The sequence below is a fragment of the Afipia sp. GW822-FHT03D08 genome, assembly GCF_058801645.1.
The window spans coordinates 2130361-2155212 of sequence record NZ_JBXANK010000001.1 but is presented as its reverse complement, the minus strand read 5'-3'; the positions used below and the strand labels follow the sequence as shown (position 1 = coordinate 2155212).

The window sequence follows — 24852 nt, the reverse complement described above, 5'->3', positions numbered from 1 at the left end:
GCGCATCTTGGATAATGTCGGGTCGTTGTCATCAATGCGGTAGCCCGATGCCTGTCCTGCGCCTGCTTCTGATCTCGCTTCTCGCCCTCATGCCTGTTGCTGCCCGCGCGGCCAGCCAGCCGATCGACACCGCGCCGCGCATCGCGCTGTTCTCGGCCTTCGAGCCGGAATGGCAGGCGCTGCTTGCCGTCGTGGAGCAGCCGGTCTCGCACAAGGAAAAGGGCGTCGATTTCGTCACCGGCCGCGTCGAGGGGCACGATGTCGTGCTGGTGCTGTCGGGCGTCTCGATGGTGAATGCCGCGATGACGGCGCAGATGGCGATCGACCGGTTCAATCTGCGCGCCATCCTGTTTTCCGGCATCGCCGGCGGGGTCGATCCGTCGCTCAACATCGGCGACGTCGTGGTTTCGCAGCAGTGGGGCCAGTATCTCGAAACCATTCTGGCGCGCGAGACGCCGCAGGGCTTTCAACTGCCGTCGTGGTCGAAGCAGGAATTTCCCAATTACGGGATGATCTTCGCGCGCGGCGTCAAGGTACCGCGCGACGGCGTGGACAAACCCGAGCGGCAGTTCTGGATTCCGGTGGACGCCAAGCTGTTCGAGATCGCGCGCACGGCCACCTCTCACGTCGAACTCAAGCGCTGCATCGAGGCCGCCTGTCTCGTTCATCCGCCGAAAGTGGTGGTCGGCGGCAATGGCGTCTCGGGCACCGCCTTTGTCGACAATGCCGCGTTTCGCACCTGGGCGTTCGACACCTTCAAGGCGCAGGTGCTGGACATGGAAAGCGCCGCCGTCGCCCATGTGGCGGCGACCAATGCCGTGCCGTTTCTGGCGTTCCGCTCGTTGTCGGACCTTGCCGGCGGCGGCGCAGGCGAGAACGAGATGCAGACCTTCGAGAAGCTGGCGTCGGAGAATTCCGTCGCTGTGCTGCGGGCGTTTTTGAAGGCGGTGCCGAAGTAGGCGGGCGTCCGCGTCCCGCGTGTTGTTCAAAAGCAATGAAAGTTAAGGCATGGAGGGCCGGGACAAGCCCGGCCTTGATGTGTAGACTCGCGCTCATATTGAAACGGAGTTCATGATGCTCAGACTTCGCCTCGCCGTGATTGCCGCCGCACTCTCCCTCGCAGCCCCCGCAAATGCCGCCCGCTGTGGCGGCGATTTTCAGACCTTCGTCTCCGCGATGTCGCAGGAGGCCGCGGCGGCGGGGATTTCGCAGAGCGTCATCTCCCAGGCGTTCGCGGGCGTGACGCAGGACCCGGCGGTGCTGTCGTTCGATCGCCGCCAGCGCGGCACCTTCAACAAGACCTTCGAGCAATATGTCTCGACCCGTGTGGGACCGGGGCGCATCAACACCGGCAAGGCGATGCTGCAGCGTCATGCCGCGCTGCTGTCGCGCATCGAGCAGCGGTTCGGCGTGCCGCCGGAAATCGTGGTCGCGATCTGGGGGCTGGAATCCGATTTCGGCAAGGGCGACATCGGCAAGATGCCGGTGATCCGCACATTGACCACCTTGGCGCATGACTGCCGCCGCACCGAGCTGTTTCAGGGCGAACTTCTGGCGGCGCTGAAGATCGTCCAGCGCGGCGATCTGCCGCTGCGCGATCTGATCGGCGCCTATGCCGGCGAACTCGGCCAGACTCAGTTCCTGCCGTCGTCCTACATCAAGTACGGCGTCGACTTCGACGGCAATGGCCATGTCGATCTGCGTCACAGCGTTCCGGACGTGCTGGCTTCAACGGCGAACCTGCTCAAGACCGCGGGCTTCCGCGGCGGCGCCGATTATCACGAAGGCTCCGCGAATTTCGAGGCGATGCGCGAGTGGAACAGGGCGACGATCTATCGCAAGACCATCGCCTATTTCGCCGACCGCCTCGCTGGGCGGTGACCGCTGCTGTCTAGAACCCGCAGGATGTGCTGACCTTCAGCGTGAACTGGTCGATATCGAACGTATGCTCGAGATCCTGCCCGAACAGGCCGAGCCATTTGTCCTGCGCGCGGTAGGCAAGCTGCTCCCGCGCCGCCGGGCATTCGTACTTGATGCCGCCGATGTTCTGAAGGTGATGCACCATCTCGTGCACCAGCACCGACAGGTCGGCCGCCGTGCCGCCGGTCCATGACAGGGGAAGATAGATGGTGCGGCTGCTGTCGTCGTAGATGGCGACGGTGTCGCGCGGGTCTGACACAGGCGGCATGGCATTGATGTCACGGCGCCGCTCCACGCTGAAAGCCTGGTAGCGGATGGCCATGATTTTCGCCTGGGAGACGAGTTCGACTTTCGGCGGCTCGCTCAATGCAGGCAGGCTGAAGTTGGCTGAAAGCCAAAGCGCGATTGCGGTCAACAGGGCTGTCATATCCGGCGCTCCTGTCAGGTGTGGCGACGGGTGGAGACTACGTCCTGTTTCGGTTCTTGAATGTGACGCGGTTCACGCGCGCACGTCATCCTTACGAGGGACTTGCAGTCCCGGATGCAAGAGCAGGAAAGGGAAAAGGCAGCACGCATGCTGCCCTTTCTTGACGCGCGGCGTTCCTGCGCGGTGTTCAAATCGTCTTGGCGTAAGCGACAAGCTGATCGAGCGCGGTGTTCCAGCCGCTGTGGAAGCCCATGTCCTCGTGGGTCTTGCGGCCGGCTTCATCCTTGTGCATGGCGATGGCGGTGTATTTCGTGCCGCCCTTCACCGGCTCCATGGTCACGAAGGCGGTGAAGAATCCGCCGTCGCGCGGGCGATAGCCGGGCAACAGGGCATCGGTGAACACCAGCTTGCGGTTCTGGACGACCTCGAGATAGCAGCCGGCGTTGTCCATGTCCTTGCCTTCGGGCGAACGCATCACGGTGCGGAAGATGCCGCCCGGCCGCAGGTCGATTTCGCAGTCCACGGTTTGCCAGGGCTTGGGGGTGAACCATGGCATCAAATGCTTCGGCTCGGTCCAGACCTTCCAGACCAGTTCGGGCGGCACGTCGATCACCCGTTCGAGGACGAGATCGAGTTTCGGGTCGATTTTGTACGCAGTCACTTTCGGTTCTCCGTGGCGTTGAGGTGTCTCAGGTAGTCGTCGAGCTGGTCGAGCCGTCTGGTCCAGAGCGTGCGCTGCGCGCCGAGCCAGTCCTGCGCCTCTTCGAGCGGCCTTGGTTTGAGCTGGCAGGTCCGTACCCGTCCGACCTTTTTCGACCGGACCAGGCCGCATTCCTCCAGCACCTTGAGATGCTGGAGGAATGTCGGCAGCGCCATGCTGAACGGCTGCGCGAGATCGCTGACAGTGGCGGGGCCGGATGTCAGCTTTGCCAGCACCGCACGCCGGGTCGGATCGGCGAGCGCGTGAAACGTATCGTTGAGGCGGTTCTGTTGGTTAGTCATGTGGCTAACTATAGCGATGTCGAAAGTTAGGTCAATGCCTAAGTGTTGCGGCGCATGACCGCGGCCGGCATGGCGGCCTCGTTTGCGGAAACGGTTTGAATGACGGAAAAGGCGGCGCGAGGGCCGCCTTTTATTGGCAGGTTAGTTCGATGGCGGCGGTGCCACCACCAGTGCCACGATCCGCCGCACCAGCGGCAGCACCACGAGCAGGGTCGGGAACGCGACCACCCACGAGATCGCCCAGGCGGCGGGCCATGTGTCGAGGAAGGCGGGCGTCGGACCGAGGCTTTTCAGCGTCGAAATCGCCGAGACCACGAAGGTCATCAGCACCGACAGCACCAGCGGCATGACAATCGATGCATAGCGCGCGGGCAATTTGCCGCGCGTTGGCGGTTGGGAAAGCGTTGTCATCAGATCACTCTTTGGAAACAGCCGGCCGATCGCGAAAGTCGGGCGATGACGGTGATGCAGGCGTCCTGCGGGTCATGGCATTCCTCCGGACCGGTCGGCCTCAGTTGAATGCGTTGCCTGACGTGAGACGCTTACGGCGCGATGAGCGCGGGGCTGTCTTATCGGGATCGGGTGGGGGATTCAAGCGCCGCCGGAGAAGCGGGGGATCTCTGGAAAGAGAGAGATCTGGAAGAGAGGGAGAGGTGCCGGGCGCTGATGGCGCGGCTTCAGTGGGACGGATGATTTGCGAGCCGCCCGGACATCAGAAGCTCGGGCGAAGCGACTCCGCCCGAGCCACTTCAAATAAATAAAACTACTTCTTCTTGGCCTTCTTGGCCTTCTTAACTGTCTTCTTCGCTGCCTTCTTCGCCTTCTTGGCTTTCTTCGCCATGGCATCCTCATGGGTTCGAGTTGACGTCAACGTCACGAGGCATGCTCGGCGATAGGCCAGTGCGCAGCCTCGATTCCAATCCGAACCGATTCGCTGAAATTTGTCGCCTGTTTTTCAGCATTGTGCCGACTTGGTGACATCGCGCCCGCTTTTTTCCTGTGGATGACGGCCGCATGCGCAGGGTTAACAGCAAGCAAAAGTCTTTCGTTTTGCTTTCGCAAACGGCTGCGCGCGTGCGGGATTGGCTTTCATTTTGGGCGCGCGGCCGCATTGTTCATCAATTCACAACCACGGCGCGGTTTATCCGGCACAGGTCAGACTCCGTTAAGGCCGCCCCTGCAAGGATGCATCCGGCTTCGGGGGAGGCGGATCCTGCATTTGCGGGATTGAGGAGCGGGTTCATGCATCGGGCAGTGATCGATCAGAGGGACAGGGCACAAGACGCGGGTCACCGCGCACCCTGGACCCGTTCATGCTGAGTGTCCCGACCCTCTGGATCGTTTTCGTCGTCAACTTCGTCGCGATCGGGACGGTGTGGGTCTACGTCGTCCGCAGCTATCCCAATCACGATGCCGCGCGGTTCTGGACCGCGGGCGCGCTGGTCGCCGCACTCGGCGCCGCGGTGGCGATGACGCGCGGTTTTATCGATCCGGAATCCAGGCTGCTTCTGCTGATTCCGCTGCTGATCGGCGGCTCCATTCTGGTTCTGGCGGTCTGCCTCGCCTCGATGGGCATCCGGCGCTTCTACGGCGTGCCGGTGTCGTGGCGCTTCACGTTTGCGATCGTCGCGTTCAATTTCTTCGGCCTGGCGTACTTCGTCTGGCAGGACAACATGGTGATGCGCATCCTGATCTACTCGGCAAGCCAGGCCGTGCCGATCATGATGACGCTGCCGCTGCTGTTTTCCCGCAAGAACGGCACCGCTTATCCCGGTGCGCGGATGTCGGGCTATATCGCGATCCTGATGTTCGGGGTGTATGTCGTGCGCTCCATCGCGGCGCTGCTGCATGTCGGCGGCCCGGTGTCGCTGATCGATTTCAACCAGTTTCAGGCGATGCTCATCCTCGGGCTGGTGTTCCTGTCGATGATGTGGAATTTCGGCTTCCTGCTGATGACCATCGACCGGCTGCGCGCCGAGGTCGCGGATCTCGCGCTGTTCGACGATCTCACCGGCGCGGCGAACCGCCGCCAGTTGCTGGCGCGGCTCGACGAGGAATGCGTGCGCTCCGGCCGCAGCGGCGAGGTGTTCGCGCTGCTGATGATCGATCTCGACGGCTTCAAGGATATCAACGACGGCCATGGCCATGCCGCCGGCGACGAATGCCTGCGGCTGTTCACCCGCGCGGCATGCAGCCGGCTGCGCACCGGCGATCTGCTGGCCCGGATGGGCGGCGACGAATTCTGCGTGGTGCTGCCTGCAACCACGCTGCGCGAGGGGGCGATGGTCGCCCGCCATGTGCTGGAAGCCTGCCAGGGCGAGACGGTGCAGTGGAACGGCGCGCCGCTGGCGCTGTCGGCGTCGATCGGCGTCGCGCAGTGGCGGCCCGAGATCGGATTGCAGGCCGAGCGTCTCTTGGCCGCGGCCGACCGGGCGCTCTACACTGCCAAGAAGGACGGCAAGAACGGCTACGCGGTGTTCGACGCGACGCCGCTCGAGGCCGAGCCTGCGCTGCGCAAGTCGGCCTGATCCGCTCCCGGCCTCTCAAGCATCGTTGATGCTCCCGCGGCATCTTTTCCGGTGCACCTCATCAACAACCTGCTAGGCTGATCGCGTCGCCCGCGACGTGGATCGCCACTTTGCGGCGGACGGCAACAGGAGGATGCGATGGCCAAAGGCAAGGACAAGGGCAACAAGGAAAAGAAAAAGCCGAAGGCGGACAAGAACACGCCGAAGGGCGGCGGCTCGAGCTATCAGCAGAGCAAGGGCGGCAAGAAGTAGCGCATGCCTGCGCATGCTTGCGCATGACTGTTGAGACAAGCGGGCAGCATTGATCGCGCCGGGCCGGAGGGTCCGGCGCTCGTTTACCGGCGCCGTCAATCGAACCAGTCGGCGCGGTCGCCGGAAAACTTCCCGGGTCCGTTGGTCACCGCCTTGAACATCTCGCAGAGCTCGTACTCCAGAAACTCGTTGGCCAGGATCAGCGCGCGGATCGTCGAGCGCATATCGCCGCCGCAGGCTGCGATGGCTTGATCGGCGGCAGCATCCAGCCGCTCGGATTCCGGCGGCGGGCCGGAGGCGAGGCGATCCAACATAGCGATGTTCCGTATTGATGAGTGGCGCGCATGTTCTCTTTTTGTTCTCGCGCAGTCAAGAGAACAATTCGCGGGTCCAATGCTTGCGTCCAACACACTTAATGCGTCGTGCGCATAACGGCGGGCGGCGTATGAGCCAAACCCGCACAACAAAAAGCCCGGAGCATGCTCCGGGCTTTTCGTCTCAACGCAACGCGCCGTTACCAGGGATTGTAGGGATTCATATCCACCGGATTCGGATTGTTGCTGTTGTTTCGCTGATAGGCGCGCTGGCGATAGTAAGCCGGGCCGTAGACCGGCTCGACATAAACCGGACCGCCGTAAGCATACGAGTCGTAATAGGCCGGTCCGCCGCCGTAGTAGCCATAACCACCGCCGTAGTAACCGGAATTGGCGGCTGCGGCGCCGGCAACAAGCGCGCCGGCGGCAAGGCCGAATCCGATCGCGGCAGCGTTACGTCCGCCGCGGGCTTCGGCAGCGGGAGCCGACATCACGGCAACGGTCGCGACCGCCGCCAGTGCAACTGCAATCTTTTTCATGATCTCAATCCTTATCTGACCGCGTGACCAACCGGCCAGCCTTGAGATAGTTCCCGGGCCGTGCGGCGGAAGGCACGTTGCCGCAAATAAAATGAACGGGAACGGAACGGACTCGCGCCCGCGCGTTTATCCCAGCAAGTGCAGGCACCTCGAAAGGGATGCAGGCACGAAGAGCCCCGTCAAAGGCGTTGGCCGATGGCGGGGCTTTTTCGTTCGGCGCCAAGGCGGACAACTCACAGCAGCGAGACAGTCTGATGCGATTTCATTTCAATCTGGCGGATGGCAAGAGCGTTGCCGACAAGGGCAACCAGGATCTGGACGACGCGGTGCAGGCCAGCGAGGTCGCCGAAGAGATGGCGGGCAAGCTGCTGCGCGAGCGGCCGTCGCTGGCGCAAAAAGGTTATGCCATCGTCGTGAACGACGAGGAGGGCGCGGAGGTCTATCGCGCCAAACTGTCCGGGCGCGCCTGACAGCGAAAAGCCCGGAGGTTCGCTCCGGGCTTTTGCGTCAGTAATAACGATAGTAGCGGGACCGGTAGTAGCGCGGCCCGCCGTAATAGTAGCGCGGTCCATAATACGCATATGGCCCCGGCCCGTAGACATAACGCGGACCGTAATAGTCATAGTATCCCGGTCCGTAGCCATACGGTCCGTAGGCGCCATAGGCCCCGGCCGCAAGTACGCCGGCAGCGAGGCCGAGGCCAATGCCCGGACCCCAGCCCCAGCCGCCGCGATGATAGTAGCGAGCCTCGGCGGGCGCAGCCGCCAGCGTAACGCCGAGCGTGGCGACCGCAGCCGCGATCAATACTGCTTTCCTCATGATACCGACTCCTTGTCTTCGACAGGAACGATAACGCGACCATAGCCGGATGGTTGCTCAAATCGTGTCACGAGTGCGGGAACAATTTCGCTGCCTCGGTTTTGTCTTTTTTTCCGACGGGGCCTGAAACATGAAATTGATCGAGAAGATCGCGGAAGACCGTCCGCTTCGCTATGCCTTCGCCGGGCTGGCGATCCTGTTCATGTTCGCGATGGTGCTGAACTGAACAGACGCACTTCGGATGCAGGAACCCTGCGCGCGGCTTCCGCGTTGATTGTCCTGTGACGTGACGGCCGTTGTGGACCCGGTTCTCAGGACGGCGCGTCGAAGGAGCAACCCATGTCCTATGCGCTGTTTGTGGATGACGTTCAGGTCAGCCGCGCACTGCCGACGCAGAACGATGTCTGGCACTATGCCGACGATGCCGGACTCGTGGTCGATGCGATGATTGAGGACGAGACCGGAAAGCCCGAGCGCGTGCTCGAGCAGGGCTACAGCATCCGCCAGGCTGACCCGGATCACGCCGACCCGGATCAGGCCGAGCCGGAAGAAGCCAAGCCGCTGCCGGGGCTGGAAAAGCCGAAACGCGTGGCGTGACGCGCCAGTTATCCGCACGAATTCCGCATATCGCCATCTGACGCGAGGATCGCCGCGTGGCGGAAAGTCCCGCGCGTGGTGTAGTCTGCTCCGGTTTGAAAGTCCGGGGGCGGATGACGCATGACGTTTCTGATCGTCGCTCTGTGGAGCATCATCGGCATGGTCGCCGGATCGGTGATCCTCGCCGAACTCGGCCCGCTGTTCGGCGTCCGCCATATGGAAGGCTCGTCGGCCATCTTCGGCGCCATTGTCGGCGCGCCGCTCGGGCTGATCGGCGGCGGGGTCTTCGGCTATCGGATGTCGAAGCGCTACGGCGAGGACATCGCGAAGCGCAAACGCTTCTTTCTCATCACGCTCGGCGGCATCGCGGCGCTGATCGCGGGCGGCGTCATCTTCGAGACGATCCGCACCAGCGACTATATCGACACCAGCAATCAGAGCGCGATGTCGCTCAGCGTGCAAATCCGCCTGCCGCCGGGCGTCGCCGCACCCGGCAAGGACAAGACGATCGTGATGGAGCTGCGCAGCGACAAGGAAACGCGCAGGTCGTCGCCCTACGATGTGCCGGACTGGACGCTCACGAACGGCCGCATGCAGGCCACGTCCAGCGTCGAGATCTATCGCGCGACGGACAACCGCACGCTGGCGGTGACCATCGGCGACGGCCCGACCTATGTGTTCAAGCTGAAAGCGCCCGCGCGCCCGAAGGTCTATTCCTACGAAGGCGACTGGCAGAAGCCGGATGCTGTCGAAGGCGCAGCGAGCGGGGTCGGAGATGGGATGGAGATCAAGGTGGCGATGTGAGGGATGTGGAGGATGTCTTGCACATGTTGCTAGCACTATCTTCGGATACGAATCGAAATCTTGATCCTCTGAGCCCGCTCGTCACGAATCACAGCAACTCTATCTATCGTTATGTTGCGGTCAGTTGAAGGTCTCTCGCGATCCATCAGGCTTTGAAACGATTCAATGATGTAATTCTCAATTTTTGGGAGCGCTGCAACGATGTGTTGATGGCTTTTGGTTTGTTTCCAGCCTTCGTTAATGCTTGCGCCGACTGTAGCAGTCAGTATGGCTGTGATCGCGGCAGTCATTATCTTTCCCTTTATATCAATCGAGCCGAGCTCAATAGAATCTATCCAGAATAGTCCATTAGGCTCAGTGTAAATTCTCCAGAAAGCCGCATCTTGTATCGTGGGTGGGAGTTCTAAATCTGAAGCTATGCGCCCTATCGCATAGACGGCGGCGTCGCGAGACAATCGCTCGATATGCGATAGAGCAGCGATTACTTCGGTCGAGGAAAAGGGGCCGCCATCATTCTGTAGGATTACATTTACGTCGATTGTCATGATTTTCTTTTCCAATCGGAATGAATAAACGTAGGCGTCAAATTAGAATGCTATTTCTTTGTACCTCTGATCCAAGTAAACGGAGACGCCCCGTCGATTGCCGGTTTTGATAGCCGTAAGTAATTTTAGAATGTCGGTGTCATCGAGAACAATAACGACGCCTCGTCCATCCAGTGCGGCATCTTTGCTTCTCGACAAGATCGTGGCTTTATTTGAGTTCTTTCTACAGCAAATGATTCCAAATCGTCCTCGGCTATGGCCAAATCGTCCGGTGAGTTGGTCAAATTCTGGGTTCTTAATGTCCTCAGAATAATTCTTGCATTCCACAATCACGAATCTAGCTCTGGTTTGCTCGGCAGTTTTAATCGCGGAGAAAAAGCCATCGGTAGACCAATTAGTATATACGATATCTATTCGTTTGCGTCCGTCGTGGAGCGGTTGCTCTACCTTTGGAGAGATTAAGTGCGGACTGAACAGGAATGTCAGAACGCCAGTCATGAACTTGTGATACTTATCTGCGTCGTTCTTCCCAGATGGGATTTTTGCAAGCTCTCTCGCGAGGTAGTCACAAAAATCCTCAGGTCTATATTCCTCGTCAAAGTCTGTATTCGAAAGAGACCCCTTGGTGCCCTTTGCGTTTTTGTACAGGTCTAAGACGTGCTTGTTGTCGTAGATGAAGTCGGCAATGCTATCTTTGGAATAAGGATGAACTTTCTTCAAAGACTTTTTGGGGACTACACGCGTTCCGTTTTTAAGAATTTTCACAAGTCCTGTGCCGGCTGCTAAGTGTTCGGCTTGTAAGAAAGTTAGCATGTGATGATTGTAAAATTCAGGTCCTTCAAGTGAGAGCGCTCGTCGAACGATAACTTTTGGTACAAAAATTATTGGCTTTCCTTTGATAAGTGGCAGGTTGTGATATCCAGAGTCCCAACGTCTATGGTCTGGATTCCAGCAGGGTGCTACGGCAACGTCATTCGTCAAAGGAATTTCCAAAAGATTGCATTGTTCTTGTGTGTATCGAATGAGGGGTCCGCGAATTAAATTGGTTGTTAAGTCGGAGATCTTGTCGCGATGCATATTTTTTATGAAGAGGCCAGTCTCTGCTAAGTCGGTGAGAAGGCCCGTTTTGTATGCTCGGCTCGAAGTCAATTTCGAGAGCATTTTGTCGGCCTGTTCTCTTCCGACGCCTCTTCCCCTGGGTTTTCCCTTTGAAACTCCTAAGAACGTTTCACGTGGTTCATGGAGGTTTTCCGTTAGATACTGTGCTCTTGTCGCATCCCCTTTCCGCAGCGATTTCAGGACATCTTCAAAGAATGTCGTAATATGAAACTTGAGTTCGTCGGACAATTCATCATCGCGAATCTCGATTGCGTAGGGGTCGACGTATAGGCGAGTGTCTTTGTTGGTGTTGATATTGACGAAGTCGAGTTCTGCTTGCGTCTTATCTAATTTGAAATGGTCCGAAATTCTGGGCATGGATGACCTTGTTCAAAGCAGTAAATTTTTAAGTGCGCAGTAGCCTACAGATTCAGGTCGAGGCGGCAAATCTGTCTTGACAAATTTCCTATATGGATTATATTCCTATCCATCCCGCCTCACTTGAGGGGCGTTGCCAGGGACGCTTGATAGCGCGGGGCGGGATGTGGCGCCTGCGCGCGCGAGAAGGGACGTCCTTCTCCGCTCCCGGGAGGCCTCGGGTCACCGTCCGGGCTCACTATGGGGCTCTGCCGTTCGCCGGCTGGACGCGGTGAGGACGAAGGCGGCGAAAGCCGGCCGGATCAGGGGTCGAGTTTCTCCCCCATCCTCACCCGGAAGTGCGGTCCCGAGGACAGAAATCGCCGCGGCGGAGCGTCGAAAGGCGTTTCGCGGTCAGCCTCTCGTGGCGACACGATGCCGGCCGCGTACTTGAATTGAAGGCGCGTCTTTCGGCGCTCCTCCTCCCTCTCTTTCCAGGAGAGGTGCACGGTCTGACGACATCGCTGATCGGACATCCGCGTTTTTGCGCGGGAAAACGCTCCCGCGTGCCCGCAAGGACATCTGCTCACAGGAAAGGGATCCACATGCAAAAGACGAGACCACAGACGGCGAAAGAGACGAAGGAGGGCGGCGATGCGCAGGAGGCGTTTCCCGAATTCTCCGACGAGACGCGCGCCTATCTTCTGTCCGACGCAGGCATCGAAAACATGATGCGCAAGCTGTCGGATGCTTGCGAGAACTGGCTCGACTGTCCCGTGAAGCGTTGCCGCCGCGCGCGGCGCTGCCAGGGACCCGACATGGTGTGCCAGCTCAAGGAGCCAAGCCGCACCGCGCCGCGGGAGGAGCTTGCGCGCGTCAACGCCCGGATGCGGGAGATCGTTTTGCAGCGGCTGGAGCGGATCGGTGTCTGGTGAAGGCGGCGGCACGATGCGCGCGGCCCGCACCACGCGCACAAAACGCTCACGGCGCAGTGATGAAGGCCGGGCCGGGAACTGTGAGCTACCTCACACACGCTCACTTGCGGCCATGGGTAAATGCGAGGTGCGGGCTGAGCGAGACAGGGGCCGATTTCAGGACCGGACATTTTCAGGAGGAGCAACACCATGTCGACGGCCATCGAACGGGAGCAGGGCTCACACTCGACATTTGCCAATTTCGTCGGAAGGACACTGGCGCTGTGTTACGGCGGCCTGTCCTACATGATTTTCTTCGGCACGTTTCTCTATGCCATCGGTTTCGTCTCGGGCCTCATGGTGCCGAAGACGATCGACACCGGCGCCGAGACTTCTGCGCTGACTGCCGTCTGCATCAATCTCGCATTACTCACGCTGTTCGCCGTTCAGCACAGCGGCATGGCGCGGCAGGGCTTCAAGCGGCTGTTCGCGCGGTTCGCCTCGCCGGTGATCGAGCGCAGCACCTATGTGTTGCTGGCGAGCCTCGCGCTGGCGCTGCTGTTCTGGCAGTGGCGGCCGATCCCGGCCATCGTCTGGGACATCGAGACCCCGCTGCTGGCCAACCTCGCCATCGGCGGCATGATGCTCGGCTGGCTGATCGTTCTCTACAGCTCGTTCCTGATCAGCCATTTCGAGCTGTTCGGCCTGACGCAGGTGGTCAGCCACTTCGCCGGACGCGTGGTCGCGCCGATGAAGTTCAAGACGCCGGGACTCTACCGCCTGATCCGGCATCCAATCTATCTCGGCTTCATCATTGCGTTCTGGTCGACGCCGACCATGACTGCGGGACATCTGCTGTTCGCAGCCGTCACCACGGCCTACATCTTCGTCGGCATCTATCTCGAAGAGCGCGATCTGGTCGCCCTGTTCGGCGACGAATACCGCCGCTATCGCGCGCGCGTGGCGATGCTGATTCCCGGCATCAGATAATGACCCTTGTTTACGAGGAGGTCGCAATACCGTCGCGTGACGTGCCGTACGATCCGCTTCTGATGCCTGCGCAAACACCATCCGGAGGATACAATGTCATCCAAAGATCCCGACGCCCTGCCGCAGGGACTGGCCAACACCCTGCGCGCCGGACAGGACGCGCAACGGCGGCGCGCTCAGGCCCATTTAAGCCTTGAAATCTATCGCGCCGCGAACGGCCGCGCCGGCAGCGGCGATCGTCGGCGGCCCGGCCCGTCCGTTCAGGCGAAAAGCCCCCGCGCGCCCGGCGATTCATAGTTGGTGGCGCGCTCCGGCGCACAGTTCCTTTCAGGCCGCGCTATCTTGACGCAACTTGCGCCGCAATCGCGCGTTCCTATGTAGGGCTGCTGCCTGTGCGAACGCCGCGCAGGCCTGTGCTAAACGGGGTGCCACCAACAATGACGAGCGCCAGAATGACCGACGACATCTTCGACCGCACGGCCTCCCGCCGCAGTGGCCCCCGGACGCGTCCGCCCATCATCGATCAGGATGGCAACGAAGTTCATCCCGGCGGCTTCGGCGCAGCGGGGCCGTTCGGCCCCGGCGTCGATTTTCAGAATCTGAGCGGCGCGCTCGGCGGCATCTCGTTCGGCCCGCTCACGCGCGAGCAGCGTTTCGCGCGGATCGATGCATTGTCGAAGCTGCTCGATGTCGCCTTCGTGCTGCCGGGCACCAACATCCGCTACGGCATCGACGGCCTGATCGGTCTGGTTCCGGTGGTCGGCGATCTTCTCACCACCGCGATCTCATTGTGGATCGTGCGCGAGGCGAGGGCGCTCGGCGCGCCGAAGCATGTGGTGGCGCGGATGCTCGGCAATGTCGCGCTGGACGGGGTGGTGGGCCTGGTGCCGTTCGCCGGCGACGCGTTCGACGTCATGTTCCGCGCCAATATGCGCAACATGCGGATCCTCAAGCGCTGGATGGACAGGCAGCCGAGAGGCGCATGACCCCGAAAAGCGGGAACCGGTTTTCGGATCGGATCATGCGCGCAAAGGTAAGCCTGAATGCGCCGATGTCGTCACGTTGTAACGATGGAGCGTTAAAGCGGCGGCGCGGGATCAGCCCGTCGCGGTCTGCTTCTCGTCCTCAGGCGCTGCCACCGGCTCCGGCCGGTTGCGCTCGAGCGGAAACAATTCGCTCTCGTACAGCGTGCGGATGCCGCTCTGGTCGAAGCGGGCCTCGTCCACCTGGAGGTACGCCCCGTTCAGGCTGTCTGCGGGAAGCTGTTCGATCGCGAACTGCACGGCCTCGGCTGCGGTCGGAAACCGGCGGTAAGCAAAGCCGGCGCGCTTTTTCTTGCGGATCGCCGCAGGAAAGAGTTCGGCTTCGGTGTTGTAATTGAACGCAGCCATGATCTCGGCCTTCTCGATTGGGATTCGATGGAAACGGATGGCCGGAGGCGGGTCCCTCGGGAGAGCCACGCGGCCTAGAGTCATTCATTCCAGAAGAAACTTTAATATAGGCCTTTTTTCGCCAATTGCGACCCGTCATGCGGCCTATGATGAATGGCATGGCGGGCCCGCGGGCGGGACCGAATAATCTCTTGAATTTCAATGAATTACAGGACGATGAAATCCGCGCCGCAGCGGCCGCGGGTTCGCATGGCGGCTTGAACATTTTGCAGAGCGCGCTTTTGCCGGATTTTCACCCGCAAAAGCCGGATCATGAGGGGCCGGCAGACGGCGCTACTGGATCGCTTCCGTCATGATTTCATCGGTGATCGACACAACCTTGAGCGACGAGGTGTAGTGCTCGATGTGGGTGGCGGGGTCGGCGGAAATCTCGATCTTGCGAACCGGCGCGTGCTCCGGCACGCCGCTGACGCCGCGGCGGACGCCATATTGCCAGACCTGAAGCGTGCCCGCGCCGCGCAGCGCTGTTTCAACGACCTCGGGCGTCCTGCCCTTCATCTGCGCGAGTTCTGCCTTGGTGAGGCCGATCACGATTTCGTTCTGGGGCGAGACGACCTTGAACAGCGTGACCTTGTTAATGGCGAAGGCGGGATGGGACGCGACAGCGTCGACGAGAAGGCCTGCAAGGCCGAGGGCCAGCACGGTCTGGCGCGATCTGGTGGACATGGGCATTCCTTGAATACAGAAGTTCTTTGGACGCGTTTCTTGTTGGCGTTTTTACCGTTCGCAACGCGAACGGACCGCAGAGATAGGAGCCGCGCGGCCTGAGACAAGCCGCGCGGATCTATTTTTTCTCTGAGGAAGGGGCGCGTTGACGCGAGGTTTACTTGGGCTCGAGTTTCAATGCCGCGGAGTTGATGCAGTACCGCAATCCCGTCGGTCCCGGTCCGTCGGGGAAGACGTGGCCGAGATGGCCGTCGCACTTCGCGCACAGTACTTCGGTGCGGACCATGCCGTGCGAGACATCGCGCTCTTCCGCGATGCTGCTCTCGGCGGCGGGCGCGGAGAACGCCGGCCAGCCGCAGCCGGAATCGAACTTGTCATCGGACTCGAACAGCGGCTGTCCGCAACCGGCGCACACATACGTGCCCGGATCGAACGAATGGTCGTATTCGCCGGTGAACGGGCGCTCCGTCGCCTTCTCGCGCAGCACGGCGTACTGCATCGGCGTCAGCTCCTTGCGCCACTCGCTCTCGGACTTCTGCACGGTGCCGGAGCCGGTTGTCGTCTTGATGTCGGTCACTTCGCTAGCTCCTTTCGTTGGTGTGGGTCTCACATCAAAGCGGCGAACCGGTCCGGTCCGCCGCTTTGGTCTTGATTCTCAAATGCCGCTCGCCCGAACGATGGCGTGCCGCGGCTTTGGTTCGTCGCGTTTAGTTCGTCGCCTTGGCCTCGCGCACCAGCGCCGGCTTCTCGCGATAGTTCTCGGCGAAGATCTTTTTCAGGTTTTCGATCTTCGGCAAATCGTTGAACACAATATAGGGCTGGTTGGGGTGCAGCGTCAGGTAGTCCTGATGATAATCTTCCGCCGGATAGAAGCCCTGCAGCGGCTCGAGTGTGGTCGCGATCGGTTTCTTGTAGACCTTCGCGCCGTTGAGCTGCGCGATGTAATCCTGCACCAGCTTGCGCTCGGCCGGGTCCGAGGTGAACACGGTGGAGCGATACTGCGTGCCGGTGTCCGGGCCCTGGCGGTTGAGCTGGGTCGGATCGTGCACCACCGAGAAATAGATCTGCAGCAGCTTGCCGAGCGACACCTCTTTCGGATTGTAGGTGATCTGCACGGCCTCGGCGTGGCCGGTGTTGCCGCGCGTGGTCGCCTCGTAGTTCGCGGTCGAGGCCTTGCCGCCTGCATAGCCCGATACCGCGTTGGTGACGCCCCTGGTGTGCTGGTACACGCCCTGCACGCCCCAGAAGCAGCCGCCCGCGAGCACGAACGTCTTCAGGCCTTCGGCGGGCGCGATGTCGGCGCTCGGCGGGGGAATGATGAAGGCTTCCTCGGCGGCGCGCGAGGGCACGGTGAACCAGCCGAGCGCCAGCACGCCGGCGGCGGTGAGGGCGAGGGCGGTGCGGCGGAACTGGATGCGATCCATGGTGACCTCATGAGAACTGGCGGCGTTTTGCGCCTGTGCGGTAGATACGCGGATAAGACCCCGTCGTTACGGCAAAATTCCACACAAAAACGTGAACCGTCCGCAGGCCTGCGCGTTGCCCCCTGCATGCGCCGGGTGACAACCGGCCGCAACGGGGACGATGGACGCAGCCTCTTTTGCCGGTTTCTGGCTGCGGCACCAACGCATCGGTACGCGTTTTGTCTAACCCGTTCCCGGCGTGTGCGCTTCCTGTTCTGTCTCGGGGACGACAACTGAGTGTGATGCGACATCTCGCGCCATTCACAGTTTGTCATCACCGGGCTTGTCCCGGTGATCTCGATGGATTGGGCACTGTGCCTCGGCAATCGGGCCCGGCTATGACATTGGATATGCGGGTGCGCTCAGCGACCAATGACGTGCTTCCGATTCGATTTTCAAATAGCCACCTCAAAAATTCCTGCGCCCACGCCAATCGTTCTCGCGCAACATCTGCGCGAGGTGAGCTTTGAGTTTGCCCCTCGGTAGAATGAGGGGAGATGGAGCGCCGCCAGGCGCAACATGGTTGTCGTCGCCCGATCGTTCGCCGCTTGCGAAGGCCGCGAACAAAAGAGCGCATCGCCTTGCGGCGCTCCACCAACGTTGCGCGTGAGCGAGGCCTGCGCCTGCGCAATACGCAACGCGCGGATTCTCGCGCAGCAAGAGCTGCGGCAAACATCCGCTGCGGCGTCTTTGGGCGAGGGGACCGTACTTCCGGGTGAGGATGGGGGAGGTTACTCGACCCCTGATCCGGACGGCTTTCGCCGCCTTCGTCCTCGCCGCGTCCAGCCGGCGAACGGCAGAGCCACGTAGTTGGCCCGGACGGTGACCCCAGCCTCCCGGACGTGTGGCTGCGAACCACGCGCGCGGGCGCCGCGCTTCATTCCACTCAGGATCGCCTCTAGAAGCGCCCCTCACGAATGAAGCAATAGGAATATAAGCCTAAAAAGATTCTTGTCAAGACCTGAACTTGGTTGCTCACAAAAGGCGCGCCAAATGAGGTTTGGTAGCTACTCGATCAACAACATGTTGTTTGAGTTGTTCTTCACTCAAGTCAAATTCCTGCTTTGACAAGGCTCCTCGAAAGAGTTCATAGCGCAGCCAGACCCTATAAGTGTTCACAACGTCACTTTCGCAATATTCTGCTACGTCTCGAATTTTGCCGTTTGCAACAAATCGCTCAACGTCAGCACCGGATATTCCGCTACCTTTCCCCGACAACCCCATAATTTTGCATGTCAGGTCGAGGCTTACTTTCATTCTTCCATCGAAGGAAGAAAGCACATCGCACAAATCAATTGCATCTTCTGTGTAACGATTGAAATAGGGCTTTGTCTGAAATACGCGGGAGCCAATTCGATTTGCCATCGCTCTATAGCGCAGAACAGGAAGATCAAAAGTGCTGCCGTTAAAGGTAACTAGTTGAGGTCTCAATTCCTCAATTCTTTCGATAAAGGATCTTACGAGTTCACCTTCGGGGCGGTCTTCAATGCTCGGCGCCCCAATCGAGTCTATCTTCCATGCGCCTGAATCCAGGCGGGAGCAAACCACCGCGCCGATGCAAACAATTCGATGAAAAGGAAGTTTGGGAAACTCCATCCTCGCCGCTTCGCGGGCTTTTGCGACGGAGATCTTTTGAACCTCTGCCATGAGTTCAAAATCGGGGATTGTTTCTATGTCCCACACCATCGCGTATTGCATGATTTGTCCTAAGCTTTCGACGAGCCTCTTATTGCTGTGGAGAAGGCGGCAAACACATTGAACTACAATTGAGCATAGAGCAGGCTGTTTATAGGGCGTAGTAGCCTAGGCGGGTGGTTCGCAGTAACGGTCGCGGCAGTGATCGTGAGGAGCTATTGGTCCTGCTAATAGTTCGTACGTCGAGCGGGAAACCGCAGAACGGAACCCCCTTACTTAAAATGGCCACCCGCCGCCCTCGCCATGCAGAACGCCATAAAGCAAAAAATAAAACAGCTGTGTGAACGATCGATCAATCGCGCCAAAAAGAAGAAACTGAAGAATGAAGAGTATGCGCTAAAATATACAAAGCGAACCGGGTACGCTACCACCGTTAAGCCGGCATCCGTGGCGTTTGCGCACAAACATTTTGATCCAGTCTACTGCAAAAGAAATGCTAATTTTATAGCTAAGACCATTTGGCATAAAATCCAACTTGGCACCTATGAACCAAAGCCAGCTCTGAAGTTTGAATTGCCGAAACCAGATGGTAGCAAACGCAATATCATGCAGTTCACCATACCTGACTCGGCAGTTTCAGCTGTGCTCAATAGGCGACTGACAAAGAGAAATATTGAAAAGCAATCAGGCAATTCTTTTGCATACAGGCCGGATCGGACTGTGTTCGACGCACTTTTGAAGCTCAAGTCCGCAGTTCGTCCTCAGCGGAACTTCGTTCTACAATTGGACTTTGAGAAGTATTTCGACACTATCCCGCACTCGTATATTAAGTCACTCCTCAATAGGCCCGAATTCATCCTCCTGTCAGGGACGGAAAGAAAGGTTATCTTTTCATTCCTAAATCATAGCAGCGCAGATAAGACCAATTATTCTTCCGGTCCATATGAAAAACGGACAATAGGAACTCCGCAAGGCTCTTCTATTTCTCTGACGTTATCGAATCTTGCAAACCATCCGCTCGATTGCGAACTTGAGGCGATCAATGGGCAATTCGCTCGTTATGCTGATGATACAGTGGTTGTTTTGTATTCGTACGAAGATGCGACGAGGGCATACGATGTTTTTACATCTCATTGTCGCAATAGCGGGCTGAGAATTAACGGGGGAAAATCTCCCGGTATACGCATTCTTTCAAACGGCGGTGATGAAGAATTCAAATCGATCCCCGATCTGAAATTTTTGGGATACGGTCTTTCCATTAACGGCTTGATGATGCACTCAAGCATTGAGCGTCGACTTCATCGAACGCTTTCGCGCCTAATCAATCTCTATCTATTGCATTACATCGACAAGGTCCCGCCCGCTTCAGTTTCGAAGCGTGTCGGACCGGGTTACGACTGGGATTTGATGGGATTAATTTCAGAAACGCGGAATATTTTATATGGAGGGCTGACGGAAGGCCAGCTGTTCCAATTTGTTAGGAACGGAAAAAAGCTCTCCAGCATGAAGGGCTTCATGGGCTTTTACGCTTTACTAGACGACCCTGATGCCTTGGCGCGGCTAGATGGTTGGTTCGTTTCAACCGTTAAGCAGGCGCTTTACAAGCGTTACAAAATTTTAGGGATAAGCAAAACCTTTAGTTCCAACGAGCTAATCTTGGGTTCTTGGTATAACTCAGCAAAATACTCTACTTCCAAGTTTGACCCAAAGCCTAGAATGCCTAGCTTCGTTCGAGGATGGGCAGCAGCCCGCAAGTATTATTTCGCCTATGGGCTAGATGGTGTCGAGCCACCCAAATATATTTCCTATTATTGAAGGCATTTTCATCTCGCTCACACGTACTTCTTCATCTCGCTCAAGAGGTCGCCGCGCAAATCCTCGCGGTCCATCGCGTAGGCGATGTTCGCCGCGAGGAAGCCCGACTTCGAGCCGCAGTCGTAGCTCTTGCCCTTGAACTTGAAGCCGTAGAACGGCTGTGACTTCGCAAGGCCCAGCATCGCGTCGGTGAGCTGGATTTCGCCGCCCGCGCCGCGCTCCTGCGTCTCCAGCACCTTGAAGATTTCCGGCTGCAAAATGTAACGCCCGGTGATCGAGAGATTTGACGGCGCGACCTCTTTCTTCGGTTTCTCGACCATGCCGTCGAGTTCGAACAGGTCGCCCTTGCTCTTGCCGACGCCGACCACGCCATACATGTGGACCTGGTCCATCGGCACTTCTTCGACCGCGATGATGTTGGCCTTGTCCGCGCCCGCCGCGTTGGCCGCGTCGATCATCTGCTTCAGACCGCTCGGGGTGTTCTTCACCAGCACGTCCGGCAGCAGCACGGCGAACGGCTCGTTGCCGATGATGTCGCGCGCGCACCACACCGCATGGCCGAGCCCGAGCGGCGCCTGCTGGCGGGTGAACGAGGTCGCGCCGGCCTCCGGCTGGTCGCGCTCGAGGATGTCCATTTCCTTCAGTTTGTTGCGTTCGCGCAGCGTGTCCTCAAGCTCATAGGGCCGGTCGAAGTGATCCTCGATCACGCCCTTGTTGCGGCCTGTGACGAATACGAGGTGTTCGATGCCCGCTTCCAGCGCCTCGTCAACCACATGCTGGATCAGCGGGCGGTCCACCACGGTGAGCATTTCCTTCGGCATGGCCTTGGTGGCCGGGAGGAAGCGGGTGCCAAGACCGGCGACGGGAAACACGGCTTTGCGGATTTTCATGAGGCTCTTTGAGGCAGGAGAAGCGTTGGAGGCGGGGCTGGAAAGAACTTGAAGGGTGGTAGCAGGTTTTGAAGGCTTGAAAAACTGCTGGATGGCTAAGGAGTTCCCTAAAGGTGAACGGATGAACGCTGCGTGAGTGAGTTGGGGATTTTTTGTGGCGGGCATTCGCAGGCGCCCCTCACCCGCTCGCTCTCGCTCGCGACCTCTCCCCGTAAAACGGGGAGAGGTAAGGACGCACGAAGCAGCTCCCTCTCCCTGCGAGCGGGGAGAGGGTTGGGGTGAGGGGCGAATTTGCCCGCTGGTTAGATGCCCGCGTCATCTCGCCGCCAAAAAATGCTGCGTTGTTAATCGGGTGGAAACCCTGTCCGGGCCTCCTGTATCCGGGATAGTCTTGAGCGGGTGTGGAATACGATGGCACGGATCGAGCGTGAAGAGAGCGCGTGGCGGATGGCCGCAGGCGCAGTCCTGACCATGTCGGTGATCGGCGCGGCGTCAATGCTGGCGGGTCCGGCCCATGGGCAGAGCGCGTCGGGGCGCGGCGGGTTCACCTTCCCGTGGAGCAGCGATGTCACCGGCTCGATCCAGCAGCAGCAACCATCGCAGGCGCCGCGTCAGACGCAGCCCGCGCCGCGCCGGATGGCGCAGGCCTCGGCTCCGAAGGAATGGAGCGGCGAAGACGGCGCGTCGGGTCATCCGCTGATGACGGCGGACGCCATCCGCAATTCGGCTGCGAACTTCGACCGCTGCATCGCCGGGATGTGGCCCGATGCCGCGCGCCGCGGCGTCTCGCAGGCAAGCTTCGAGCGCTTCACGGCGGACCTGTCGCCGGACCTGCGCATCATGGACCTGATGGACTCGCAGCCCGAGTTCACCAAGTCGGTGTGGGATTATCTCGACATTCTGGTTACCGATGCGCGGATCGCGAAGGGGCGCGAAGTTCTGGCGAAGAACGCGGCGACGTTTGCCGCGGTCGAAAAAGCCTATGGCGTCGACCGCTACATCATCGCGGCGATCTGGGGCATCGAGTCCAACTACGGCACGCAGGGCGGCGACCGCAGCGTCTTGAATTCCACCGCGACGCTGGCCTGCGTCGGCCGCCGTCAGGGTTATTTCAAGGACGAGTTTCTCGCGGCACTTGAGATTTTGCATCACGGTGATCTGACGCCGCAGCAGATGCGCGGCTCATGGGCCGGCGCGTTCGGCGCGACCCAGTTCATGCCGACCGCGTTCAAGAAGTTCGCGGTGGATTTCGACGGCGACGGCAAGCGCAACACCGTGGACGATATTCCGGACATCATCGCCTCGACCGCGGCGAAGTTCAAAAAGGACGGCTGGGTGCCGGGACAGACCTGGGGCTATGAAGTCGAGGTGCCGCAGGGCTTCAACTATCTGCATGCCGACCGCGCGAAGAATTATTCCATCGCGCAGTGGGAGCATCTCGGCGTGAAGCGCGCCGGCGGCAAACCGTTCCCGCGCAACACCGACAAGGCGTTTCTCCTTGCGCCGGCCGGTGCGGACGGTCCGGGATTCCTGATGCTCGGCAATTTCCGTTCGATCATGCGCTACAATCCGTCGGAGGCTTACGCGCTCGCCATCGGCCACTTCGCCGACCGGCTGCGCGGCGGCACCCCGTTCGTGCAGGAATGGCCGCGGCAGGAGCGGGTGCTGTCCCGCGACGAGCGGTTTGAGTTGCAGCAGTTGCTCGCCCAGCGCGGTTTCTATCGCGGCGAGCCGGACGGCAATCTCGGCGGCGAAACCAAAAAGGCGCTGCGCAGCTTCCAGGCCTCGATCGGGGCGCCTGCCGACGGGTTCGCCTCGTCCGGCGTGCTGGAGCGGCTGCGCGGGCGGTAACCTGCTGGTTTTGGACAGGTTTCCCGGCCAATCCAGCCGGGCCGGTCACCTTCAAGTTGACATTTTCCGGGCCCACTTGACGGATGCGGCCTGACCCCGGTTTATGGGCCCATTGCCGGAGTTTTGGGGCGTATTATTTGCCCGGATATGCAACCGCGGCCACTGCGCGAGCGACCAAGATCCATGTCGACACCGAACAGGCCGAAACCGACGTCTTTCCTGCGCGTGTTTACCGAGCGCGGACCTCTGACCGTTCTTGCGGTCGCGGGCGCCATGCTGTTCGGCATTGTTGCGCCGGCCTCGGCGCAGTTTTTCGATTTCGGCTTCGGCCGCCCGCAGCGGCCAGCTCCCCCTCCGCAGCGCGGCGGCGGCGGTTTCTTCTCGCCTTTCGGTGACAGTTTCGGCCCCGCGCCACAGGCGCCGCGCCCGGTGGATTCGTCACGTGCGCCCGCGGCCGCCAAGCGCGATGCTCCCGCAGAGCGTAACGTGCTGGTGCTCGGCGACGCCATGGCGGACTGGCTTGCCTACGGCCTTGAAGATGCGCTGTCGGAAACGCCGGACCTCGGCGTGATCCGCAAGCACAAGACCGTCTCGGGTCTGATCAAGTATCAGCCGAAGGGCGACCCGGTGGACTGGGCCGCGGCGGCGAAGGGAATTCTCGCCACCGAGAAACCCGACGTCATCGTGGTGATGCTCGGCCTGCACGATCGCATCCCCATTCGTGAGCCGGTCGTCGAGAAGAAGACCGACGCCAAGCCGGGCGACAAGGACAAGAAGAACACGAAGAAGGATTCCCGCGCCAAGCCTAACGAGGCCAAGCCTAACGAAGCCAAGCCAAACGAGGCCGAGGCGGCGAAGCCGGCCGACAAGCCCGCCAGTGATAAACCTGCTGCCGACACCGAGAACAAGACCGCGGACAACAAGCCGTCTGATACGGAGGTCGCTCCCGACGACGATGACGCGCCCCAGGTCATGGCGCCGGAGAAGTCACGCTCGGCTGGCGGCATGTACGACTTCCGCGAAGAGCGCTGGGTCGAACTCTACGCCAAGAAGATCGAGGAGATGATCGCGGTCCTGAAGTCCAAGGGCGTGCCGGTGCTGTGGGTCGGTCTGCCCGCCGTTCGCGGCCCCAAGGCCACATCGGACATGCTGTTCCTCGATGCGCTCTATCGCGACGGCGCAGGCAAGGCCGGCATCACCTATGTCGATGTCTGGGATGGCTTCGTCGATGATGCCGGGCGCTTCGCGCAACAGGGCCCGGACTTCGAGGGCCAGATCCGCCGCCTGCGTTCGGCTGACGGCGTTTTCTTCACCAAGGCCGGTGCGCGCAAGCTGGCGCATTATACCGAACGCGAAATCCGCCGTGTGCTTGCCGCCCACACCGATGGTCCGCTGGCCGTGCCGAGCGAAACCTTTGCGCCGGATTCCAATATCCGTCCCGGTGAAGCGGGCCCGCGTCCCTTGATGGGACCGGTGATGCCGCTGGTGGCCTCGCAGGTCGGCACCGACGAACTGCTTGGCGGCGTCGGCACGCGGCCGGCGTCGGTCGATGCGCTTGCCGCGCGCACGCTGGTGAAGGGCGAGCCGCTTGCCGCACCTGCAGGACGTGCGGACGATTTCTCGTGGCCGCGCCGCGAAGTCGGTGCGCTCAGCGCGCCGCCGAGCGATCCGGTGGTGGCCAGCGCGCCGTCCGACGGGACCGCCGCACCGTCGAAGCCGAAGCCCAAGAAGCAGGTCGTCGTCCAGGGACTGTTCAATCCCTCAGCACCGCCGCAGCAGCGTCAACGTTCGGGGCCGCCGCGTGACGGCTTCCGTGATGGTTTCCTTCGGCCTCCGGGCAATATCGGCTCACAGGGCTTCGGCTTCGGCGGCCTGTTCGGACGCTGGTAATCCCAACCATCACCGCATCTGGATCGCATCCGGTCGATGCAGTAGGGTCCGCGCGGCTGCTCCAGAACACTCCGTCAGGTCGAGA

General features: G+C 60.2%; 28 protein-coding genes. 13 read left to right on the top strand and 15 right to left on the bottom strand.

Translation table 11 applies throughout. The features are described 5' to 3' along the window. Positions 1 to 47 precede the first annotated feature (47 nt). Both AC1RM7_RS10660 and AC1RM7_RS10655 read left to right on the top strand, forming a co-directional pair. Positions 48 to 959 (top strand): 5'-methylthioadenosine/S-adenosylhomocysteine nucleosidase, encoded by a 912-nt coding sequence (locus AC1RM7_RS10660; protein ID WP_492837841.1) that lies wholly within the window; start codon positions 48 to 50, stop codon positions 957 to 959. Between the two features lie 115 nt (positions 960 to 1074). Beyond that, positions 1075 to 1881 (top strand): lytic murein transglycosylase, encoded by an 807-nt coding sequence (locus AC1RM7_RS10655; RefSeq protein ID WP_492838078.1) that lies wholly within the window; start codon positions 1075 to 1077, stop codon positions 1879 to 1881. Between the two features lie 10 nt (positions 1882 to 1891). Here the strand turns inward: AC1RM7_RS10655 and AC1RM7_RS10650 are convergent, their stop codons facing one another. From AC1RM7_RS10650 to AC1RM7_RS10635, 4 genes are all read right to left on the bottom strand, one after another. Then, positions 1892 to 2347, bottom strand: coding sequence for a DUF6647 family protein (locus AC1RM7_RS10650; RefSeq protein WP_006022083.1), 456 nt, complete (start codon positions 2345 to 2347; stop codon positions 1892 to 1894). A 187-nt stretch (positions 2348 to 2534) separates the two neighbouring features. Next, the gene (locus AC1RM7_RS10645; protein ID WP_006022082.1) at positions 2535 to 3008 is read right to left on the bottom strand and encodes an SRPBCC family protein; all 474 of its coding nucleotides are present in this window, start codon (positions 3006 to 3008) and stop codon (positions 2535 to 2537) included. Continuing rightward, entirely contained in the window at positions 3005 to 3349 is a 345-nt protein-coding gene (locus AC1RM7_RS10640; RefSeq protein WP_006022081.1) for an ArsR/SmtB family transcription factor, read from the bottom strand. Before AC1RM7_RS10640 ends, AC1RM7_RS10645 begins: the two co-directional genes overlap by 4 nt. Positions 3350 to 3490: 141 nt before the next feature. Continuing rightward, positions 3491 to 3760 (bottom strand): DUF2798 domain-containing protein, encoded by a 270-nt coding sequence (locus tag AC1RM7_RS10635; RefSeq protein WP_006022080.1) that lies wholly within the window; start codon positions 3758 to 3760, stop codon positions 3491 to 3493. Between the two features lie 902 nt (positions 3761 to 4662). Here AC1RM7_RS10635 and AC1RM7_RS10630 point away from each other — a divergent pair. Then, the gene (locus AC1RM7_RS10630) at positions 4663 to 5877 is read left to right on the top strand and encodes a GGDEF domain-containing protein (protein WP_006022079.1); all 1215 of its coding nucleotides are present in this window, start codon (positions 4663 to 4665) and stop codon (positions 5875 to 5877) included. 347 nt (positions 5878 to 6224) lie between these two features. Here the strand turns inward: AC1RM7_RS10630 and AC1RM7_RS10625 are convergent, their stop codons facing one another. Then, positions 6225 to 6443, bottom strand: coding sequence for a hypothetical protein (locus AC1RM7_RS10625; protein WP_006022077.1), 219 nt, complete (start codon positions 6441 to 6443; stop codon positions 6225 to 6227). Positions 6444 to 6643: 200 nt separating this feature from the next. Beyond that, positions 6644 to 6982: a hypothetical protein gene (locus tag AC1RM7_RS10620; protein WP_006022076.1), complete on the bottom strand. Its 339-nt coding sequence runs from the start codon at positions 6980 to 6982 to the stop codon at positions 6644 to 6646. Between the two features lie 188 nt (positions 6983 to 7170). Here AC1RM7_RS10620 and AC1RM7_RS10615 point away from each other — a divergent pair, with 188 nt between their 5' ends. Next, positions 7171 to 7452, top strand: coding sequence for a DUF6894 family protein (locus AC1RM7_RS10615; RefSeq protein WP_492837846.1), 282 nt, complete (start codon positions 7171 to 7173; stop codon positions 7450 to 7452). A gap of 37 nt (positions 7453 to 7489) precedes the next feature. Here AC1RM7_RS10615 and AC1RM7_RS10610 read toward each other — a convergent pair whose 3' ends face one another. Further along, on the bottom strand, positions 7490 to 7801 hold the full coding sequence (locus AC1RM7_RS10610) for a hypothetical protein (protein ID WP_006022074.1): 312 nt from the start codon (positions 7799 to 7801) through the stop codon (positions 7490 to 7492). A 339-nt stretch (positions 7802 to 8140) separates the two neighbouring features. On the opposite strand from AC1RM7_RS10610, the gene AC1RM7_RS10605 reads away from it, so the two are divergent. After that, on the top strand, positions 8141 to 8398 hold the full coding sequence (locus AC1RM7_RS10605; RefSeq protein ID WP_492837848.1) for a hypothetical protein: 258 nt from the start codon (positions 8141 to 8143) through the stop codon (positions 8396 to 8398). Between the two features lie 120 nt (positions 8399 to 8518). Continuing rightward, positions 8519 to 9202, top strand: coding sequence for a hypothetical protein (locus tag AC1RM7_RS10600; protein ID WP_492837850.1), 684 nt, complete (start codon positions 8519 to 8521; stop codon positions 9200 to 9202). 35 nt (positions 9203 to 9237) lie between these two features. On the opposite strand, the gene AC1RM7_RS10595 is transcribed toward AC1RM7_RS10600, so the two are convergent. Both AC1RM7_RS10595 and AC1RM7_RS10590 read right to left on the bottom strand, forming a co-directional pair. After that, entirely contained in the window at positions 9238 to 9747 is a 510-nt protein-coding gene (locus tag AC1RM7_RS10595; protein WP_492837852.1) for a hypothetical protein, read from the bottom strand. A 42-nt stretch (positions 9748 to 9789) separates the two neighbouring features. Next, the gene (locus tag AC1RM7_RS10590; protein WP_492837854.1) at positions 9790 to 11223 is read right to left on the bottom strand and encodes a DUF8370 family protein; all 1434 of its coding nucleotides are present in this window, start codon (positions 11221 to 11223) and stop codon (positions 9790 to 9792) included. A gap of 584 nt (positions 11224 to 11807) precedes the next feature. On the opposite strand from AC1RM7_RS10590, the gene AC1RM7_RS10585 reads away from it, so the two are divergent. The 4 genes from AC1RM7_RS10585 (at position 11808) to AC1RM7_RS10570 (ending at position 14092) form a co-directional block, all read left to right on the top strand. Next, on the top strand, positions 11808 to 12137 hold the full coding sequence (locus AC1RM7_RS10585) for a hypothetical protein (protein ID WP_024919944.1): 330 nt from the start codon (positions 11808 to 11810) through the stop codon (positions 12135 to 12137). Between the two features lie 189 nt (positions 12138 to 12326). After that, on the top strand, positions 12327 to 13106 hold the full coding sequence (mddA, locus tag AC1RM7_RS10580) for a methanethiol S-methyltransferase (protein ID WP_024919945.1): 780 nt from the start codon (positions 12327 to 12329) through the stop codon (positions 13104 to 13106). A 93-nt stretch (positions 13107 to 13199) separates the two neighbouring features. Then, a complete protein-coding gene (locus tag AC1RM7_RS10575; RefSeq protein WP_006022067.1) occupies positions 13200 to 13403 on the top strand; it encodes a hypothetical protein in 204 nt (67 codons plus the stop codon). A gap of 155 nt (positions 13404 to 13558) precedes the next feature. Next, entirely contained in the window at positions 13559 to 14092 is a 534-nt protein-coding gene (locus tag AC1RM7_RS10570) for a DUF4112 domain-containing protein (protein WP_081758676.1), read from the top strand. A 111-nt stretch (positions 14093 to 14203) separates the two neighbouring features. On the opposite strand, the gene AC1RM7_RS10565 is transcribed toward AC1RM7_RS10570, so the two are convergent. The 5 genes from AC1RM7_RS10565 to AC1RM7_RS10545 all read right to left on the bottom strand — a co-directional run bounded on the left by AC1RM7_RS10565 (position 14204) and on the right by AC1RM7_RS10545 (position 18384). Next, positions 14204 to 14497 carry a hypothetical protein gene (locus AC1RM7_RS10565; RefSeq protein ID WP_024919947.1) on the bottom strand — a complete coding sequence of 98 codons (294 nt, stop codon included), beginning with the start codon at positions 14495 to 14497 and terminating at the stop codon, positions 14204 to 14206. 333 nt (positions 14498 to 14830) lie between these two features. Next, entirely contained in the window at positions 14831 to 15223 is a 393-nt protein-coding gene (locus tag AC1RM7_RS10560) for a hypothetical protein (RefSeq protein ID WP_006022064.1), read from the bottom strand. Positions 15224 to 15380: 157 nt separating this feature from the next. Further along, entirely contained in the window at positions 15381 to 15800 is a 420-nt protein-coding gene (gene msrB, locus AC1RM7_RS10555) for a peptide-methionine (R)-S-oxide reductase MsrB (protein WP_006022063.1), read from the bottom strand. A gap of 130 nt (positions 15801 to 15930) precedes the next feature. Next, complete coding sequence (gene msrA / locus AC1RM7_RS10550; RefSeq protein WP_006022062.1) at positions 15931 to 16647, bottom strand: peptide-methionine (S)-S-oxide reductase MsrA; 717 nt, start codon at positions 16645 to 16647, stop codon at positions 15931 to 15933. 1014 nt (positions 16648 to 17661) lie between these two features. Beyond that, a complete protein-coding gene (locus AC1RM7_RS10545; protein ID WP_024919948.1) occupies positions 17662 to 18384 on the bottom strand; it encodes a 3'-5' exonuclease in 723 nt (240 codons plus the stop codon). 240 nt (positions 18385 to 18624) lie between these two features. Between AC1RM7_RS10545 and AC1RM7_RS10540 the strand changes: the two genes are divergently transcribed. After that, entirely contained in the window at positions 18625 to 20136 is a 1512-nt protein-coding gene (locus AC1RM7_RS10540; protein ID WP_492837858.1) for a reverse transcriptase domain-containing protein, read from the top strand. 17 nt (positions 20137 to 20153) lie between these two features. Here the strand turns inward: AC1RM7_RS10540 and galU are convergent, their stop codons facing one another. Further along, entirely contained in the window at positions 20154 to 21026 is an 873-nt protein-coding gene (gene galU / locus AC1RM7_RS10535; RefSeq protein WP_024919950.1) for a UTP--glucose-1-phosphate uridylyltransferase GalU, read from the bottom strand. A 411-nt stretch (positions 21027 to 21437) separates the two neighbouring features. Here galU and AC1RM7_RS10530 point away from each other — a divergent pair, with 411 nt between their 5' ends. Beyond that, positions 21438 to 22877, top strand: coding sequence for a lytic murein transglycosylase (locus AC1RM7_RS10530; RefSeq protein WP_024919951.1), 1440 nt, complete (start codon positions 21438 to 21440; stop codon positions 22875 to 22877). Positions 22878 to 23060: 183 nt separating this feature from the next. Further along, positions 23061 to 24767 carry an SGNH/GDSL hydrolase family protein gene (locus AC1RM7_RS10525; RefSeq protein ID WP_492837861.1) on the top strand — a complete coding sequence of 569 codons (1707 nt, stop codon included), beginning with the start codon at positions 23061 to 23063 and terminating at the stop codon, positions 24765 to 24767. Positions 24768 to 24852 lie beyond the last annotated feature (85 nt).